A 16,316-nucleotide genomic window follows, 5' to 3' on the forward strand; every position below is an offset into this window, starting at 1 on the left:
CTCCGTTCCGGATCATCCGCGCGGCCCTCCCGCACCTGCCCGCGGGCGCCACCATCATCAACACGGCGTCGGCGGAGGCGCACAAGCCCGCCCCCGACCTCAGGACACCGTGAACCCTCAGGACACCGCGAAAGCCCCCGCCTTCCCCTGGATCGGCCTGCTCACGCTCGCCGGCGCCGTCTTCGTCTCCGTGACGAGCGAGTTCCTCCCGACCGGGCTCATCCCCGACATGTCGCGCGACCTCGGGGTGAGCATCTCGCTCACCGGCCAGCTCGTCACGATCTTCGCCGCGACCGTCGTCGTCGCGACGACTCCGCTGACCCTGGTGACCCAGCGCTTCTCGCGCAAGAGCCTCCTCCTCGTGGCGCTGTGCACCATCGCGGTCGCCAACGTCCTCGCCGCGCTCGCCCCCACCTTCGGGCTGCTCATCGGCGCGCGCATCCTCGGCGGGCTCGCCCACGGCCTCTTCTGGGCGATCGTCGCCGCCTACTCCGCGCACCTCGTCGCTCCGGAGCAGCTCGGCCGCGCGACCGCGATCACGGCGGGCGGCGGATCCGCGGCCTTCGTCCTCGGCGTCCCCCTGGGCACGGCGCTCGGGCACGCGTTCGGCTGGCGGCCCACCTTCGCGATCCTCGGCGGCGTCGTGCTCGTGCTCGCGCTGATCGTGGTGAAGTTCCTGCCCGCGGTCGACCACCACATCCCGCTGCGGACCGGCGAGATCCGCCTGCCGGCGCGGAAGGACCGGACGCTCCCCCGCATCATCGGCGTCTGCGTCGTCATCCTGCTGGTGCTGATCGGCCAGAACACCCTCTCGACCTACATCACGCCCTGGCTCGAGAACGCCTCCTTCGCCCCCGACACGGTGCCGCTCGTGCTCTTCGCGTTCGGCGGCGCAGGGGCGGTCGGACTCGTCCTGGCCGGCTTCGCGACCGACCGGTTCCCCCGCTCGGGCTTCGTGGTCGCCGCGATCGCGGTCGTGCTGGCGCTCGCGGGCCTGGCCGTCGCCGCGGGCACCGGCGCCGCCACGGCCGTGGTCGTCGCCGCGGTGATCTGGAACATCGCGTTCGGCGGCATCCCGGCGATGCTGCAGACCCGGATGCTGCGCACCTCCTCCTTCCAGCTGCGGAGCCTCGCCGCGGCGCTCCAGACGACGGCGTTCAACATCGGCATCGGCGGCGGCGCGGTCGTCGGCGGACTGGCGATCGACGCGAGCGGGCTCGACGTGCTGCCGTGGGTCGCGATCGTCATCGTCGCGGTGGGGCTCGTCGTCAGCCTGATCGTCGACGCCCGGGCGACGGCGGCGGTGCGGGCGGAGGCGGTTCCTACCCGCTGATCGTGTTCACAACGGCCTCCAGCTTCGTGAACACGGCGGTGTTCCTGCGCTGTGAGCACGGCAGCCTTCTTCGGTCGTGAGCACGGCAGCCTTCCTCAGTCGCGGTCACGGCGGCCTCCTGCGTCCTGAACACGGCGCCGTTCCGCCGAGGCGAACACCGGGATGTCGTCCGCACGGACGACGCGGCGCCCCGGGGAGCAGGGGATACGGTCGAGGGATGAGAGACGGAACCCGATGAGCCCGAGCACCCCCGAGCCGCCGCTGACCCTCCCCTACTACGGGGCTCCGCCGATGGCGGCGCTCCGCCGCTTCTTCGGCAACTACCTCCGCTTCCGCGGGAGGGCGAGCCGGGCCGAGTACTGGTGGATCATCCTCCTCGGCAGCGTCCTCACCGCGCTCCTGCAGCTGGCTGACGGCGGCCCGTGGCGCCTCGACTTCACGCTGACCCCGTACCCGAGCGGCGCGCCGTTCCAGACCTTCTGGGTGTCGCTCGCCGCGGGCGCCATCGCGCTGGCGACGTTCCTCCCGTCGCTCTCGCTGATCTGGCGGCGACTGCACGACGTGAACCGCAGCGGGCTGTGGATCCTCGCGATCCTCGTGCCGATCGCCGGCTACGTGTTCCTGCTGATCCTGTTCGTGCTGCCGCCGCGGCCGGAGGGCGCGCGGTTCGACTGAGCGGCGGACGCGTCGGCGGTGGAGTGCCGGACCCGGCCGACGAGTCGGCAGTGCGGCTCGCCTGCCGCCCGCAGGACGACGCCCGTTCTCGCATCAACCGCAGGAACCGTGATGCGCCCGAGCCCCAGGGTCGTGTAACCGGCTTCCTTCTCACCGGTGACCCTGGACGTGCCGATCGCGAGAAAGATCATTGACCAAGCGAGAGCGGCGAAGAACAGCACCAGCGGCACGAAAAGGGGCAGACGCGATCCCGGAGGAAGGACCGCGAACCCGACGAAGAGCCAGATACAGGCGATCGCCTGGGCGAGAGATCCCCACCCGGTGCTGAGAACACGTGTAAGCGCAGACCAACCGGGCAGCACTTCCACCCTCTCCGGCACCAGCGCAGGTACCCTCTCCGCCCCCGACATCATGCGCCCTCCGTCGGCGGCGCCAGGGCGACAGCGCCAGCGGCGCGCGCATCAGCCCGCTGCACCGCCCGATAGACCGTCGACCGCGCGACCTTGAACTCCGCCGCGAACTCGGCGACGGTGCAGTTCCCGGCACGATGCTCTGCGACCAGATGCGCCTCGATCTTCGGCGACAGCTTCGGCTGACGGCCACGCAGACGCCCCTTGGCCTTCGCGATCTTCATCCCCTCACGAGTGCGGGCACGAATCAGATCCCCCTCGAACTCCGCGACCATCGCGAGCACGTCGAACAGCAGCCAGCAGATCGGATCCTCCGGATCGTGGACCGATCCCCCGATGCTGAGCTTCACCCCGCGGCGGGTCAGCTCATCAACGATGTCGCGACGGTCTGTGATGGACCGCGCGAGCCGGTCGAGCTTCGTCACGAGCAGAGTCGATCCGGCGTTGCACGCAGCCAGCGCCTCTCGTAGCGCGGGACGCTCCCGGTTCCGGCCGGTCAGACCCAAGTCGACGTAGATCCGATCGGATGGGACGCCGGCCGCCCGGAGCGCGTCGCGCTAAGCGGTCGCATCCTGCTTGTCGGTTGAGACGCGGCGTATCCCACGAGCGACCGTGCGCTCAGTGTGTCAGTTGACGCCCCACCATCGGGCATCTCATCGGGCGGGTCTATTGCGACAAACAGCGCCGCGAGATTCCTGTCTCATGCGCGGCCATCCTGGGCGGCCGGATGACGACCCCTCATCGGACGCCGGACGCATCGACGCACTAGCCCTCCGAGGCTCGCGCCGCACTACCGTCGAATGCGCCCGCCCAAGGCACCCCTAATCCAGTAAGGGGGTGTCCTGCCCGCAGCACGGTGAGGGTGGCAGCCCGTTCGAGCCGGGCCGGGTCAGAGGAGCCTCGCGCTGCGGGCGCGAGGCTCCCGCTCGACGCGGAGAGCGATTCCCTATCGGTACGCATGTCCAAATCCTCGCGCATCGAACAGGGGCCGGAGAGGCTCCTCGACGCCGGAGCGGCTGTCCTCATCTACTCCGGAGGTGTCCGCTAGGGGGACTTGGGTTCAGCCGGTCGTTGCAATACCACCGTGAGTCGGAGTGTTGGCGATGGGATCGAAGTTGAAGCAGCGTGCCCGGGGTGGCGCGGTTCTGGGAGCTGCCGAGGGAAGGGTCGAGTCGGTCGGCGGCCCGTGATGCTGTCGGCGTGCCGGTGAAGAGCCGCTCAACGGAGCAATCAGCTGCTTTCCGTCCGTCGCCTCGCAGGGGGTGTCTGCTCGGATCTTATGCTTGATTCGTCACATTGTTTAGTGGTTCAGTATCGCGTCGACGTTTTCGGTCGTTCCGTATCCCACCATTCGATGAGGTTGGCGTGCAAGATTAGCGCGAAGGCTTCGACTGCAAGGTCGCCTCCGGTGGTCAGGGAATCGATTGCGGCAGGGTCCCACTGGTCGAGATTCACTACCTCGTCAGTGGAGGTGGGTGTAGCTCGAATGGTTGTGTCAACGCTCCATCCGTTTGAGCTGTGGGTTGCGGTAGCCGCGATGACGTCGTACGGGGTGGGGTAGTGGCGGCGCATCCACCCCACGACGTCGGCGAGGTCGCGGGTGTCGGTCAATCGTTCTCGATCGGGGTGTAGACGGGGCATCCGGTCCCGTAGGGCGGTTGGATGATGGGTGCGGCGGTGGTGATGCTGGTAGATCGGGTGTTTATGGTGCTGTCGATTTTGTAGGCGTTGACGATGCCGATGGGGTTAGCGAGGGGATCGGAGCCGTTGTAGGCGTTATATCCGAAGAGAACGAAGTAGACGGGTGTGCAGTTTGCGTCGTAGAGCGTCTTAGAGCCTGAGCTCCCGGGTGCGTAGAGGCCGTAGCTGAGTGTCTGCTGAATACCGAAGTTGGTGTCCGCGTCAAAGTGGCCGCGAGCGATGATGTGATTCAGTCCGAACCGGGAATTTCCGCAACGCAGCGGCAAGTCCCCCTGGTCGTTGCTGTAGCTGCCGAGCGAGTGGTCGTACGTCTGTCCGTCGCAGGAATGAGTGTTCAGTCCTGGTACGTCAGCCTGAGCGGCAGGTGCGACAACCGTACCCAGGACGAGCGCAACGAACACCGTGGCGATTTTGCCAGCGGACCGATTTCGTGAGGTGTGCATGACTATTACGACCTTCATCCAAGTCCCCGCGCTCACCCCTTGTGAGCGGTCGTCGTGCACGTCTAGATCTACTCCGCATAGCTCGGCAATACAACCCTGGGTGTTGCCGACACCCGGGCTTGGCAGCGGGACACACATGCCCTTCGAAGATCATCAGTGGGACAGTGTTCGTGGCAGCGAGCTGCAAGTTGGCGTCTGCGGGAGGGCCGTTCCCCGCACCAGCCCGGCGCGCGGGATGCGCCGCGCGCGGGCGCGGGCGGCAGCGTTCCGCAGGACAGCCGCTCGCGGCCATCACTGCTACTGCAGCGACCAGCGCCAGTTCCGAGCGCAGTAGGAACATCCCGCGCTGATGTCCTCCGGCCCGAACGTCGGAGTAATGATCGACGGTGCGAGCTTCACCGCCACAGGCTTCGCGGGACGATACCGCTGTCCGCAGACGTCTAGGCGCCCGGCCAACCATCCCCATACGGAACGGATGCAGCGCCCGTTCCTTGGTCCGTGTCACGCCGGCGGTGCACCGCGCTTCGCGCGCGTGGTTAGGGGATGAACTCTTGGGACCAGTAATCGGCCCGCACCTTCAGGAGAGGTCCCTCGATGGCGGAACTGACCGTGATGGTGCGCGGGTCCCAAAGCGTTCCTGCGATGCGCGCTTGCGGCGTCGTTCCGAGCTCGCTCGACAGCTGCTCGGGAGTCATCGCGTCGGGCGGGCGCACCGAGAACAGCCGCCAGCATCCACCGGAGGCGCACTCGACGGTCTCGCTGACGAGCTCGCTTCCGGCCGGAAAGTCGATGGCCGAGGCCGCCGGCACGTCCCCCTCGGTCCGGAAGACGGCCAGATCGGCGTAGTACACGAAAGCGCAGAGGACGGCTGCAGCCGCGATCGTCGCTCCCGCGACGACGAGCGGGTGTCCGCGCTTTCGGGGCTCATCCATAAGTCCGGACCCTAGCAAGGCGCTGTAGCCCCTAGCTGGCCTCAGCGGAGGGAACCGCGACCACTCCATCCAGTCGCCCCAACCGCACGACCAAGGGAAGAGCGAGGACGTCGCTTACCCTGAGCCAGTGGGGACATTCTCGAAGGCGCGAAAAACGGTCGCGATCGCAGCATGCCTGATCGTCGTCACGGGATGCACGCCACAGCCTGAACCGCCGGCTCCGCCTCCGGTGTCCACAGACAGCAGCTCCGACGCCGCACTGACCGGTGACCTTGGCGTGGCAACGTTCACGGGGAGCGATGGGACGGCCGGCAGCATCCGTTTGAGTGCGGCTGATGGCCGGCTGGCTCTGGCATCAGACGAGCTCGACATTCCCGCCGCGACCGCATCTTCCTCAGGTTCCGTTGCGGTCATGGCAGCGCTGGACCCGATCGATGAGGGCGCCACCTGTTTCGACATTGCTTTCCCAATGGGTCTCGCGGATGCGGAGCCAGGGAAGCCCTACAAGGCCTGGCGGAACCTCGCAGAGTTCCACGGCGACCCGACAGCGATCGATCAGCTCGTCATCACCACCAAGCCCCAGAACGACCCCGACTGCTCGATGAGGATCATTGCTGTCGCTGACGTCCAATGGAGCGTGAAGCCTCAACGCAGTGATCTCGTCGCCCAGGACGCCGGGCCGCGTGCAGCAGCGCGTGGCGAAACGACATCGACGGACGGAATGCCGACGTCGTACACGGTCGCTCGCAACGACCTCGCGGAGGACGTCGCGGCACGATTCGGCATGACGGCCGATGACCTGTTCTACCTCAACCCGTTCCGCTTCCCTTCGGACGAGATTCTGCGCGTCGGTGAAGAGCTGAACCTCACTGTCGCGGCGCGATGACCTCCCCCCGCGGGTACTCGATACCGGGCCTGGCGTTCCGGCTCTTGATCAATCCTTCGGAGTGCAGTGCATGATGTCCCGATGAACGTTGGAGAGCCCCCGCAACCGAGTGCAGCGACGCCCATCGTTCTCGCCTTGGTCTTCGGCGGTCTTGCAGCCGCCCTGGGAGCCGTAGCCTCCATTTACATGTGGGACCCGAGCGAGACGTGCAGGACCCGCGGCGGAGGCAGCCTGACGGGAGAGGGGTTCCTCTGGAACCCGCTGTGCTCAGATGGTTCAACCGTTCAGCCGATATGGATGACGTTGTCGACTGCTGCGGCGTTGATCGTGGCCGTGACATGCGTCGTCATTGCGGCCAGCCGTCAAGTTGAACGTGACGGACAGGAAATTGCGTCGCCCGACGTTCTGCACGACTACTCGCGCCAAACCCTGCCGGAGGACAACGGGCTCCGCAAGCTGGGCGATGAGTGGTGAGAGATGGCAACTCCGGGGGGGGCACCCTCCCGATGAGCGTTAGACAGTCTCCTCGGCCGGATCACGCGATCCCCCTCGTTTTCGCCGTGATCTTCACAGTTTTCGCCGCCGCTCTCGGGTTGATGTCCTCTCTCTACATGTGGGATCCGGCAGAGGCGTGCGAGGTTCGTGGAAGCTACTCCAGCTCCGAGAGCTTCCTGTGGAATCCGCTGTGCGTGGACGGTTCGGCTGTCCAACCGCTGTGGATGACGGTGGCTGGCGCTGCCGCATTGATCGGTGCCGGCGTCTGCGTCGTCCTCGCGATCGCTTTTCGAGTGCTCAACCACGAGCGGGAAGTCCCGCCGCCCGTCGTCTCGCACTGGGAGTGAGCAGTCAAAGGTAGATTCGCCGGATGACGACGACTCGGACCTCCCACTCGACTCTCGCCCTGCTGCTCGCCGTTCCGGTGTTCGCGCTCGTCGGTTGCGCCGGTTCGACGGCGGGGGCTCCGGCATCGACGTCGGCCGCCGCGCCGGCGTCGACCGCGACCGCCGCCCCGTCGTCCGCCCCCGCTACTCCGGCGGCGACCGCGACTGCGGGTGCGGCGGCGGCTGGTCCGGTGTGGCCGGCGGACCCGTGCCGGGACACGCAGCTCACGGTCACGGTGGAGGACCGGCCCGAGCTTTCCGGGGCGGGCCAGGAAGGGTTCGCGATCGTGCTCACGAACGCCTCGGATCAGGCGTGCTCGTACTTCGGGTGGCCGGGCGTTCTGATGCTCGGTGCCGATGGGACGCAGCTCGCCACCGCCGGCACGTCGGGTGCGGAAGCGTTCCCGGGGGCTCTCGCTCCGGGTGAGTCGGCGCAGGCGGAGGGCCAGCTCTCGGCGGTCGGCGCATACGACTGCACGCCGACGACCGCGACGACTGTCCGGGTGCTCGTCACCTCGGACGGCGCCGGACCGGGAATCGACACGCCCTCCGATTTCCAGGTCTGTGGCGGGGACGGTCGGAGTGACTTCACGACCGGGCCGCTCACGCCGGCGTCCTGACTCTTCTAGAGTCGCGGCTGCGGTCATGGACGGGCTCGAGGGTGGAGACAGCTTCGTGCTGTTCCTGGTTCTAGGTGCCCTTCCCTTCCTCCTTCTGGTCGCCGTGGTTTCGGTCGTCACGATCGGCATCCTTCAATGGATCGGAGGGCGGGGGCGGCCCCGTCCGTAGACTGAGTGCAACCACCCCTTCGGCACGGCGCCGACCGCAACTCAAATGAGTAAATGAAGCAATGAGCACATGGGTGTGGAGTTGATCGCTTTGTGGCGGCAGTCTTTGATCGCTCCTTGACGTCGCGCTACGCGTGCGTCGGATCACCGAGGATTTCAGCGAGTCAGGAATTTCGCGAGAAACGTGCGGTAAATCACTGTGAGCTGCTGCAGATCGCTTACCACGACGTGTTCGTCGATCTGATGGATTGTGCTGCTGATGAGGCCGAATTCGGCGACCTCGCCATAGTGGGCGATGAATCGCGCATCGGAAGTTCCTCCGCCGGTATCCAACGAGGGAGTTCGCCCGGTCACGGATGTTACCGCCTCGGATAACAGCGCGACGTGGCTCGATCCAGCAGTGATGAAGGGGTCGCCACTTACCTCGACTAAGAGGGTGAAGTCGGTTGCGAACTCTTCTGCCGCCCGGCGGATCAAGCCCTCGAGGCTCTCGGCTGAATGAAGGTCGTTAAAGCGAATGTTCAGATGCGCGGTTGCTTCGGCGGGCACCATGTTGTTCGCCGCATTGCCGACGTCGATCGTGGTGATCTGGAGACTCGACGGCTCGAAGCACTCGGACCCCTCGTCGAGTGGTGTTGTGGCGAGTCGGTTGAGAACGCGGATGAGGCGGTGCACCGGGTTGTCGACGAGGTGGGGGTAGGCAACGTGCCCCTGGAACCCGCGCACCGTCAGGTTGGCGTTAAGGCTTCCGCGCCGTCCGATCTTGATCACGTCGCCGATCCGCTCCGGGTTCGTCGCTTCGCCGACAAGGGTGAAGTCCGGCATGTCGCCGCGATCGGCGAGCCACTCGAGCACACGCACGGTGCCACCCGTGGCCGGCCCCTCTTCGTCTCCGGTGATCAGGAGGCTGACCGACCCAAGGTCGAGCACTTCGGGCTGCGTCTGCGAGACCGCTGCGAGGAAAGCGGCGATGGCGCCCTTCATATCGCTGGCACCTCGACCGATGATCGTCCCGTCGCGGAGTGTCGCATCGAAGGGGTCGGAGCTCCACTCGTTAGAGCCTGGGGGAACGACATCGGTGTGACCGGCGAAGCACAGGTGCGGTCCGTCGATTCCTCGGCGGGCGTAGAGATTCGGGGTGCCATCGAAGTCCAGCCGATGAACGATGAAGCCAAGGCTCTCAAGTACGCCTGCCACGACATCGAGGGCTCCGTCGTCGCTCGGGGTGACCGAAGCACATCGGATCAAAGACTGCGCGAGCGCGACGGGGTCCACGGGAGCGAAACTATTCGGCACGGAGACACCGTACCTGCAACATCAACTGCATCTCGGAAAACAACAGCTTTCTGAGACGCCCGGTCGGCATCGCTGTCGCGGTGTCGGCTCCGCGCGATTCCGAGGTCGCAGATGTCTCGAAAATGCGTCTCAACAGAAACCGTCTCAGGGTCATGACTGCGAGGGGTTTGTGAGTCACACTGGTCGAGTGAGACTTCTTGGATACACCCGCGTGAGCACATCGAGTCAGGATGCGCAGTTGCAGCTCGACGCGCTGGTGGCTGTCGCGTTCAAAAGCGCGACGTGTTCGCTGATGTCACCTCCGGGAGCAAGACCGCGATCGAGCGCCGAGGGATGAAGAAGCTCCTCGAGCATGCAGAGTCCGGTGACACCGTGGTCGTGTGGCGAGTTGATCGGCTTGGCCGCTCCTTGATGGACGTCCTGAACACGGTGAACCTGCTGCGTGACCGCGGCATCCACGTCCGGTCTATCTCTGATGGCATCGATCCGGCGACGTCGACGGGCCGGCTGATGCTCGACATGCTGGCCACCCTCGCCGAGTACGAGCGCGAACTGATCGTCGAGCGGGTGAATGCGGGGATCGCAGCGGCGCGGCAGAACGGCACACGCTTCGGCCGCCCACTGTCCGATCCTGCAGTAATCGCCGACAAGCTCGCCATCGCCTCCGATGCTCGAGCGATGGGCCGCACCGCCGAAGACGCAGCACGACTCGTTGGCTGGAGTCGCGCCACCCTCTACCGTCACCAGCAAGCCCTCGCCGGCCGCGAGAGCACCGCCATGTAGCAAATGCCATGGACGGTGACGAGCGGTGGCGAATTCTCCGACTTCACGTCGAAGATCAGATACCCCTCGCCGCCCTCGCACGAGACATCGGCATCGGCCTCCGCACACTACAGCGCTGGCATCAGCTCTACCGAGAAAGCGGCGTCACTGCTCTCGATCCGCACCAGCGGTCGGACGCTGGTGTACGTCGAACGCCGCCTGAGCTCGTGGCGTTCATCGAACGACTGGCTTTGAGCAGGCCGCGACCAGCGCTGACCACGCTGCACCGCCTAGCAAGCGCTGAAGCAGATCATCATGGCCTGTCGGCGCCGAGCTACGCCACCGTCAGGGAAATCGTGCAAGCTCTAGACCCGGCGCTCGTAACACTCGCGTTGGAAGGACCGGCCGCCTATCGAGACAAGCACGAGCTGGTGTTTCGCCGACGCGCCGAACGTCCCAACCACATGTGGCAGGCGGATCACACCGAACTCGACATCCTCATCATGGGCACCGGGGGCGCGCCCGATCGGCCGTGGCTGACGATCGTGATGGACGACTATTCGCGCGCGATCTGCGGCTACATCGTCTTCGCCGGGGCACCGTCCGCGATGAACACAGCACTTGCTCTCCGTCAGGCGATCTGGAGAAAGCCCGACCCGACGTGGGCTATGTGCGGGATACCTGACGTTCTCCACGTCGACCACGGCTCCGACTTCACCAGCCACCACCTCGAGCGCACCGCCATCGAGCTGCGCATCCGCATCATCCATTCCATCGTCGGCAGACCCCAGGGCCGCGGCAAGATCGAACGCTTCTTCCGCACCATCAACACCGAACTCCTCGCTACCCTCCCGGGGCACCTCGGGCCCGGCAGCAGAAGCCCCCACCCAGTACTTGATCTGGCGGCCCTCGACCAGGCGATCGGCGCCTTCGTCAGGACCTACAACGAGCGCCCGCATCGCGAGCTCGAAGCCTCTCCGCGAGACGCATGGGTTGCTGACAGCTGGCTCCCGCGTATGCCTGACGGCCTCGAACAGCTCGATGGGCCTCTTCTCACTGTTCCGAAGAATCGCGTCGTGTAGCGCGATGGCATTCACTTCCAGGGCCAGCGCTACCTCGCCCCGACGCTTGCACCCTTCGTCGGGCACACCGTCACGATTCGATATGACCCACGTGACGTCTCAGAGATCCGGGTCTACGACCGCGACACCTTCGTCTGTGTTGCCGTCGACGAAGCTCACCCCAACCTCCGACTCAGCCTCCGCGACATCGAAGCCGCCCGCCGCGCCCGCCGACGACGACTCCGGCACGTCATCAACGACCGCATTCCCACCGCCACCGTCCGGGAGGAGCCGCACAGCGTCGCGCCCGTTCCCCATCGGCGCCGGCTACGCACCTATGAAGAGGACGAGTGATGAACCAGGCCTTCATCGTGACCAAAGAGCACCGACGCTTCACCGAGTTCGCCAACGCCGTCCGCAAGGAACGAACCATCGGCATCTGTCACGGTGATGCTGGTGTCGGCAAGACCAACTCCGCCCGCCGCTATGCGAACTGGGACGCTCTCGAGCCCTACATCAACGAATGGGGCCCGCGAGGAGATTACGACGCCAAGCACTACGCCCTCGCCAACCGATCCCGCACCGTGTTCTACACACCCGAAGTACTCTGCCGACCCAAAGACCTCATGCACGACATCGACCATTGGCAAATCAAAGTCGGCCTCTGCGCCGACGAACATCTGCGCTCCCTCGAACCTGACCCGCCTTTCAAAGCACGACCAGTGGCTCACCTCGTCGAGCTACTCATCATCGACGAAGCCGAACGACTCACACCCACCGCACTCGAGCTGCTCCGCGACCGACACGACCGCGAACACCTCTCCATAATTCTGATCGGCATGCCCGGCATCGACCAACGCTTCCGCCACTACCCGCAGCTCTACAGCCGCCTCGGCTTCTCCGACCATTACCGCGCCCTCGGTCGCGACGAACTCCTCTTCGTCCTCGACCGCCACTGGAAGCGCCTCGGCCGCACCCTCGACCCCGACGACTTCACCGACGCCCAAGCCATCGCCTCCATCGAACGCATCACCCGCGGCAACTTCCGCCTACTCGAACGACTCTTTCCGCAGATAGCCCGCGTGCTCAAGATCAACGACCTCGAAACCATCACCGACGACGTCATCGAAGCCGCTGCCAGCATCCTCGTCATCGGCAACTAGCGCCACGCAACGATCAAGAGACGCCGCCACTTAGCGATCAACTCCACAAACGCGGCGCGCCGAGCAGTGTTGTCCTATAACTTGTCACTCATTCTACGACTCGTGAAAGGGTCGGGTTCGGGGTTCTGTGACGACCGATGCTAGGCGAGGGACGATGATCTCCGTGACTTCGCTGGTGCCATTACCGGGTTTTGATTCCCAGGCCCACGTCTCCTTCATTCGAAGCAGCCCGGTTGGGTCGAGAACAATCTCGGAGACGCAGGATCCCGTCGAGGTCTCGCCGTCCTCGTTGAGCTGGCAGTAGCGGAACGCCACCGTGTCACCGGTTCGAGTGCCGACAAGGAATCCCCGCCGGACTGCGCCGCCGGCGTAGGTGGCCCACACCTCGCCGTCCGCTTCGTGGTAGTCGAAGACAGTCTCAGGTCCTACTTCGCCGCCGACTGTGTCGCGGACAGCCGCGAAGCGGTAACCGTCAAGAGAGGGCAATGAGCTCGATGCGTTCATAGGAAAAGACTAGGGACGACGTGACGGCAACTCCGGGGCAGGGGATCTACCGCGTCCAGTGCAACATCTCCGGCGAGGAAGATCATGCGCGAGCCGGCGGGAACTGTCGCGGCGTACGCATACTGCGCTGCGCCGGAGAGGCTGTTGGAGCGGATGAGGCTCACTACTGAAGTCACTGGCGTCACGCTCCGCTGTCGTCGGCCCAACGAGTCTTCCACGGCCGGGCACCAGATCGGCCCGGTGAACCATCCCGATACGGGACGGTGCCGGCCCCGCCTGCCGGTTGCAAGTAGACAAAGGCGCGGTCTTGAGTACGGTGGCGCCGTGAAACGAACAGGCGAGGGAATGGCGGGACGGCATTGCGCCGCTACGGCGCTCATTGCTGCTGGCGCACTGATGCTCGCCGCGTGCTCAGGTTCACCAGCTCCGGAGGGTGATCCGATCCGGGCAGCTCGCGCGTTGCGCGACGCGCCGCTGATCGTGCAGGAAGGCAACGCTGCCGACACCTGCGGAGAGTTCGTGCTTGATCAAACCGAGCTCGTGCCCATCAACGCGGTCGCATGCCTCGACACGGCAGCAGCAGCGGGCGAGGAGGCGGAGCTCGCCTGGAGTTCTCTCACGGATGAAGGGGATCCCGTCGTCTCTTTCGCCTACACGGCACCCTGGAACGCAGGGATCGTCTTCTCTCTGACAAACGAATACAACTCCTACGCGGATGATCACGGTTGGACCACCGGCCTCTGCCCGGACGCAACCACCGCAACCTCCGATTTCAGCCCCGAGACGTGCCTCGGTCCTGTGGAGGGATGAGTCCACGCGGACGACGAAGATGGCCCGCTCAACCATCCCCTTACGGAACACATGATCGTGGAGTGCTGAACGTTCTGATTCATGGCGTGTTCACCGACGTGCCGGACCATGATGCTCATGGAAACACGAGAACTGGCATGGGGCATTCTGGCGTGGCCTGCCGTTGCGGTCCTTGCGCTGCTGCGAACTGTGGGCAGCTGGGATGTATCGGGCGGGTCCGCAGCAGGGATCCTCGCGGGCACAGCAGCTGCGTTCACTGTCGCGGGCGCACTCCTATGGCTTCCCTCGAGTCTCTGGCTCGACCGGCGGACACGCCGCACCCCGCGCGTCGGGCGGGCGGCCGCGTTCCTGGGTCTGGGACTCGTGATCGGCGCCGCCGCCTCCACCGCGCTGGTACTCGCGTCGGGAAACGCGACCTGGCCCTCCTCCGCGGGCCTCATCACGGAATACGCAGTCACGGCAGGAATCGCTTCCCTCCTCGGTTGGCTCCTCGCCGCCACCCTTCGTGCGAAGAAGCTGCCGATCGTTCAGACGGCGGCGAATCGCGTGAACCGCTGAATGATCCGGGTCGTCGATCGATCAGCGTGCCAGCAGCAGTCCGGCCAAGCCGATGACGTCCGGCACCACGGCAAAGGCCAGGAAGAGGTAGGAGAGCACGAGTCCCACCGTCGACTCCCAGCGAGGACCGACGTGTCGTCGCGCCTGATGACCGACGAGGACGCCGGCCAGCGGGAGAAGGTACTGCAGCGTGGTCGCGACTCCGATGACCAGGGGATCGCCCACCCACAGGTGGGCCACCGCCAGGTATCCGACGGCGTAGGACACGACGGCGAGAACGCCCAGCACGAAAGCAGCCCGCGTCCACCCTCGTCCGCTCCGCCGCGCGGTACCCGTCTCCTTCATCACACTCATACCTCCACTGTACGAATCGCTCCTCGCGCACGCCCGCCCCTCGGAGCATGTGCCGGTCCTTCGCCCGACGTCTCGTTCGGTGACACGACCACGCCTCGGCGAGCTGCTGTCCAGCGTCAGCCGGCGAGCCGGCGTCCACAACGAGGACGCGACTCGGATTCGGAACATGTCCGATGGCTGCCTCGATAGCCTCAGCGCATGAAGATCCGAGCCGGTTCGCCTGACGATCGCGGGCCCTGCATCGACCTCTGGCTGGAGGCACTCAGAGCACGAGACGGATGCAGTCAGGACGACGCGGTCGCCGAGAGGGCTCGAGCGAAGTTCCACCGGCCTCTCGTTCGGTTCGCCGTCATCGGCTCGGATCCCCTCGGGTTCGCTCTCACCGTCGACACGGGCGATGGTCCGGGCCGACACAGTGCGCTGCTCGAACTGCTCGCCGTCGCACCGAGCGAGACAGGGCGCGGGCTCGGCCGGACACTGCTCGACGACGCGGTCCAGTCCGCCTCTCAGCTCGGCTACCTCGTCCTGAAGCTGCACGTCCGCGCCGGAAACGATCGGGCGGAAGGGCTTTACAAGGCGTCCGGCTTCGAGCCTCACGGGGATCCCGCGCCGCATCCGCTCGGTGGTCATCCGATGATCGAGTACGCGCGGACTCTGACTCACGTCAGCAACTGAGGACCTCCGGCCACCGATCCGCGTACGGGCCACTCCGCGCGACCGGATCACATGCGCACTCAACGCTGGTCGAGCGGTCGGGTCATGGCAACCTCATCCCATGAGCGTGAGCGACGGACAGGCCTGTGCCCCACGGGACCTCGACGTGCTCACCGACCGGCTCCGACTGTGCCGGCCCGCCGAGACCGACCTGGACGAGCTGTTCCGCCTGTACACCGATCCGCGGATCGCGGAAGAGGATCCGCTCCTCCTCCATCTCTCCGCCGATCAGACCCGGGCCGTGATCGCGTATCGAAGGACCCAGTGGACACGGGACGGACTCAGCAGCTGGGTGATCCGCCGGCGCGACTCCCCCATCGACAGCCGTGATCTGATCGGAATGGGTGGATGCACTCTGCTCTCCGATGCAGCCTGGAATGTGGCGTTCACCCTCCACCCCGACCACTGGAGCAAGGGCTACGCGCAGGAGGTCGCCCTCGCCGGCATCGAACTCGCCCACCGCCTCCGACCGGAGCTGCCCGTCACCGCGGTCGTCGCAGAACGCAACGCACGCTCCCGCCGCACCATCGAGCGACTCGGCCTCGCGCTCAGATGGGAGGGTCCGGACGCGCACAGCCCAGACCCGACCGCACGAGTCGTGCTCTTCGCCGACCGCCAGCTCTCCGCTGAACAGGTCCGCCGGCTCACCGGCTGAACCCGATCGCCGATCGGCTCATCCGCCAGCTCAGCGAGAGCTCCCCTCACGGGCAGCGAGTCGGCACCGCCGGTGAGCATGGCGATCCTCCGCTGCGGGAACTGCAAGCGAAGCCGACCTGTCGGTCCACCAGCCGGCGCCTCCCCCTCCCCGCTCCTCGTTCCCTGCCGCAGGGCAACGAGACACGACGACGCTGCGCTCGGGAGTCCACCGGCAACTCCTTGAAGGGGCACGGCCGTCCGTCGCCGGACGGATTCACGTCCACCTCTTGTTCATTCCGGCTTCGTTGTCCAGCGCCGTCGGCTGCCCTAGCGTTCGGCAGGTGGACACCAGGAGATCGACCTCGACCGGCTCTAGCTCCGTTGTGTCCTGGGTCGCTCTCGCGTCAAC

16 protein-coding genes and 3 pseudogenes are annotated in these 16,316 nt (G+C 66.0%); 13 read left to right on the forward strand and 6 right to left on the reverse strand.

Annotation, left to right across the window (positions count from 1 at the left end; translation table 11 throughout):
* Window positions 1-109: 109 nt before the first annotated feature.
* On the forward strand, window positions 110-1,333 hold the full coding sequence (locus C5C82_RS15530) for an MFS transporter (protein WP_104226411.1): 1,224 nt from the start codon (window positions 110-112) through the stop codon (window positions 1,331-1,333).
* A 234-nt stretch (window positions 1,334-1,567) separates the two neighbouring features.
* A complete protein-coding gene (locus C5C82_RS15535) occupies window positions 1,568-2,008 on the forward strand; it encodes a DUF805 domain-containing protein (RefSeq protein WP_181068431.1) in 441 nt (146 codons plus the stop codon).
* 409 nt (window positions 2,009-2,417) lie between these two features.
* Here the strand turns inward: C5C82_RS15535 and C5C82_RS15545 are convergent.
* The 3 genes and pseudogenes from C5C82_RS15545 to C5C82_RS15555 all read right to left on the reverse strand — a co-directional run bounded on the left by C5C82_RS15545 (window position 2,418) and on the right by C5C82_RS15555 (window position 5,494).
* Window positions 2,418-3,017, reverse strand: a pseudogene (locus tag C5C82_RS15545) (recombinase family protein).
* Window positions 3,018-4,025: 1,008 nt separating this feature from the next.
* The gene (locus C5C82_RS15550; RefSeq protein WP_146086012.1) at window positions 4,026-4,622 is read right to left on the reverse strand and encodes a hypothetical protein; all 597 of its coding nucleotides are present in this window, start codon (window positions 4,620-4,622) and stop codon (window positions 4,026-4,028) included.
* 476 nt (window positions 4,623-5,098) lie between these two features.
* A complete protein-coding gene (locus C5C82_RS15555; protein WP_104234057.1) occupies window positions 5,099-5,494 on the reverse strand; it encodes a hypothetical protein in 396 nt (131 codons plus the stop codon).
* Between the two features lie 127 nt (window positions 5,495-5,621).
* On the opposite strand from C5C82_RS15555, the gene C5C82_RS15560 reads away from it, so the two are divergent.
* The 4 genes from C5C82_RS15560 to C5C82_RS15575 all read left to right on the forward strand — a co-directional run bounded on the left by C5C82_RS15560 (window position 5,622) and on the right by C5C82_RS15575 (window position 7,881).
* The gene (locus tag C5C82_RS15560; RefSeq protein ID WP_146080944.1) at window positions 5,622-6,380 is read left to right on the forward strand and encodes a LysM domain-containing protein; all 759 of its coding nucleotides are present in this window, start codon (window positions 5,622-5,624) and stop codon (window positions 6,378-6,380) included.
* Between the two features lie 297 nt (window positions 6,381-6,677).
* On the forward strand, window positions 6,678-6,854 hold the full coding sequence (locus C5C82_RS17885; RefSeq protein ID WP_181027276.1) for a hypothetical protein: 177 nt from the start codon (window positions 6,678-6,680) through the stop codon (window positions 6,852-6,854).
* Between the two features lie 86 nt (window positions 6,855-6,940).
* Complete coding sequence (locus tag C5C82_RS15570; RefSeq protein ID WP_104223367.1) at window positions 6,941-7,222, forward strand: hypothetical protein; 282 nt, start codon at window positions 6,941-6,943, stop codon at window positions 7,220-7,222.
* Between the two features lie 77 nt (window positions 7,223-7,299).
* The gene (locus tag C5C82_RS15575; protein ID WP_181134461.1) at window positions 7,300-7,881 is read left to right on the forward strand and encodes a DUF4232 domain-containing protein; all 582 of its coding nucleotides are present in this window, start codon (window positions 7,300-7,302) and stop codon (window positions 7,879-7,881) included.
* Between the two features lie 324 nt (window positions 7,882-8,205).
* Here the strand turns inward: C5C82_RS15575 and dapE are convergent, their stop codons facing one another.
* Window positions 8,206-9,324 carry a succinyl-diaminopimelate desuccinylase gene (gene dapE / locus C5C82_RS15580; protein ID WP_219813010.1) on the reverse strand — a complete coding sequence of 373 codons (1,119 nt, stop codon included), beginning with the start codon at window positions 9,322-9,324 and terminating at the stop codon, window positions 8,206-8,208.
* 208 nt (window positions 9,325-9,532) lie between these two features.
* On the opposite strand from dapE, the pseudogene C5C82_RS15585 reads away from it, so the two are divergent.
* The 3 genes and pseudogenes from C5C82_RS15585 to C5C82_RS15595 all read left to right on the forward strand — a co-directional run bounded on the left by C5C82_RS15585 (window position 9,533) and on the right by C5C82_RS15595 (window position 12,331).
* Window positions 9,533-10,128: pseudogene (locus C5C82_RS15585) on the forward strand (recombinase family protein).
* Between the two features lie 8 nt (window positions 10,129-10,136).
* Window positions 10,137-11,522, forward strand: a pseudogene (locus tag C5C82_RS15590) (Mu transposase C-terminal domain-containing protein).
* Window positions 11,522-12,331, forward strand: a complete 810-nt coding sequence (locus C5C82_RS15595) for an AAA family ATPase (protein ID WP_104355326.1) — start codon at window positions 11,522-11,524, stop codon at window positions 12,329-12,331. The pseudogene C5C82_RS15590 and the gene C5C82_RS15595 overlap by 1 nt, the downstream one beginning before the upstream one ends.
* 93 nt (window positions 12,332-12,424) lie before the next feature.
* Here C5C82_RS15595 and C5C82_RS15600 read toward each other — a convergent pair whose 3' ends face one another.
* Complete coding sequence (locus tag C5C82_RS15600) at window positions 12,425-12,835, reverse strand: hypothetical protein (protein ID WP_104223373.1); 411 nt, start codon at window positions 12,833-12,835, stop codon at window positions 12,425-12,427.
* 324 nt (window positions 12,836-13,159) lie between these two features.
* On the opposite strand from C5C82_RS15600, the gene C5C82_RS15610 reads away from it, so the two are divergent.
* Together C5C82_RS15610 and C5C82_RS17370 are read left to right on the forward strand one after the other, a co-directional pair.
* Window positions 13,160-13,645, forward strand: a complete 486-nt coding sequence (locus tag C5C82_RS15610; protein ID WP_146086013.1) for a hypothetical protein — start codon at window positions 13,160-13,162, stop codon at window positions 13,643-13,645.
* A 117-nt stretch (window positions 13,646-13,762) separates the two neighbouring features.
* On the forward strand, window positions 13,763-14,203 hold the full coding sequence (locus C5C82_RS17370; protein WP_146080946.1) for a hypothetical protein: 441 nt from the start codon (window positions 13,763-13,765) through the stop codon (window positions 14,201-14,203).
* 21 nt (window positions 14,204-14,224) lie between these two features.
* Here the strand turns inward: C5C82_RS17370 and C5C82_RS15615 are convergent, their stop codons facing one another.
* Complete coding sequence (locus tag C5C82_RS15615) at window positions 14,225-14,557, reverse strand: hypothetical protein (protein ID WP_104234065.1); 333 nt, start codon at window positions 14,555-14,557, stop codon at window positions 14,225-14,227.
* Between the two features lie 198 nt (window positions 14,558-14,755).
* Here C5C82_RS15615 and C5C82_RS15620 point away from each other — a divergent pair, with 198 nt between their 5' ends.
* Together C5C82_RS15620 and C5C82_RS15625 are read left to right on the forward strand one after the other, a co-directional pair.
* Window positions 14,756-15,232, forward strand: coding sequence for a GNAT family N-acetyltransferase (locus C5C82_RS15620; protein WP_104223376.1), 477 nt, complete (start codon window positions 14,756-14,758; stop codon window positions 15,230-15,232).
* Between the two features lie 100 nt (window positions 15,233-15,332).
* Window positions 15,333-15,926 carry a GNAT family N-acetyltransferase gene (locus C5C82_RS15625; protein WP_104234066.1) on the forward strand — a complete coding sequence of 198 codons (594 nt, stop codon included), beginning with the start codon at window positions 15,333-15,335 and terminating at the stop codon, window positions 15,924-15,926.
* The last annotated feature ends 390 nt before the right edge of the window (window positions 15,927-16,316 follow it).

The organism is Rathayibacter sp. AY1D5 (genome assembly GCF_002932515.1).
Classification (GTDB): domain Bacteria; phylum Actinomycetota; class Actinomycetes; order Actinomycetales; family Microbacteriaceae; genus Rathayibacter.

Coding starts and splice junctions, on each gene's coding strand:
- C5C82_RS15535 (WP_181068431.1), top strand. CDS start 1,568: ATGAGCCCGAGCACCCCCGAGCCGCCGCTGACCCTCCCCTACTACGGG.
- C5C82_RS15555 (WP_104234057.1), bottom strand. CDS start 5,494: ATGGATGAGCCCCGAAAGCGCGGACACCCGCTCGTCGTCGCGGGAGCG.
- C5C82_RS17885 (WP_181027276.1), top strand. CDS start 6,678: ATGACGTTGTCGACTGCTGCGGCGTTGATCGTGGCCGTGACATGCGTC.
- C5C82_RS15595 (WP_104355326.1), top strand. CDS start 11,522: ATGAACCAGGCCTTCATCGTGACCAAAGAGCACCGACGCTTCACCGAG.
- C5C82_RS15600 (WP_104223373.1), bottom strand. CDS start 12,835: ATGAACGCATCGAGCTCATTGCCCTCTCTTGACGGTTACCGCTTCGCG.
- C5C82_RS17370 (WP_146080946.1), top strand. CDS start 13,763: ATGGAAACACGAGAACTGGCATGGGGCATTCTGGCGTGGCCTGCCGTT.
- C5C82_RS15615 (WP_104234065.1), bottom strand. CDS start 14,557: ATGAGTGTGATGAAGGAGACGGGTACCGCGCGGCGGAGCGGACGAGGG.
- C5C82_RS15620 (WP_104223376.1), top strand. CDS start 14,756: ATGAAGATCCGAGCCGGTTCGCCTGACGATCGCGGGCCCTGCATCGAC.
- C5C82_RS15625 (WP_104234066.1), top strand. CDS start 15,333: ATGAGCGTGAGCGACGGACAGGCCTGTGCCCCACGGGACCTCGACGTG.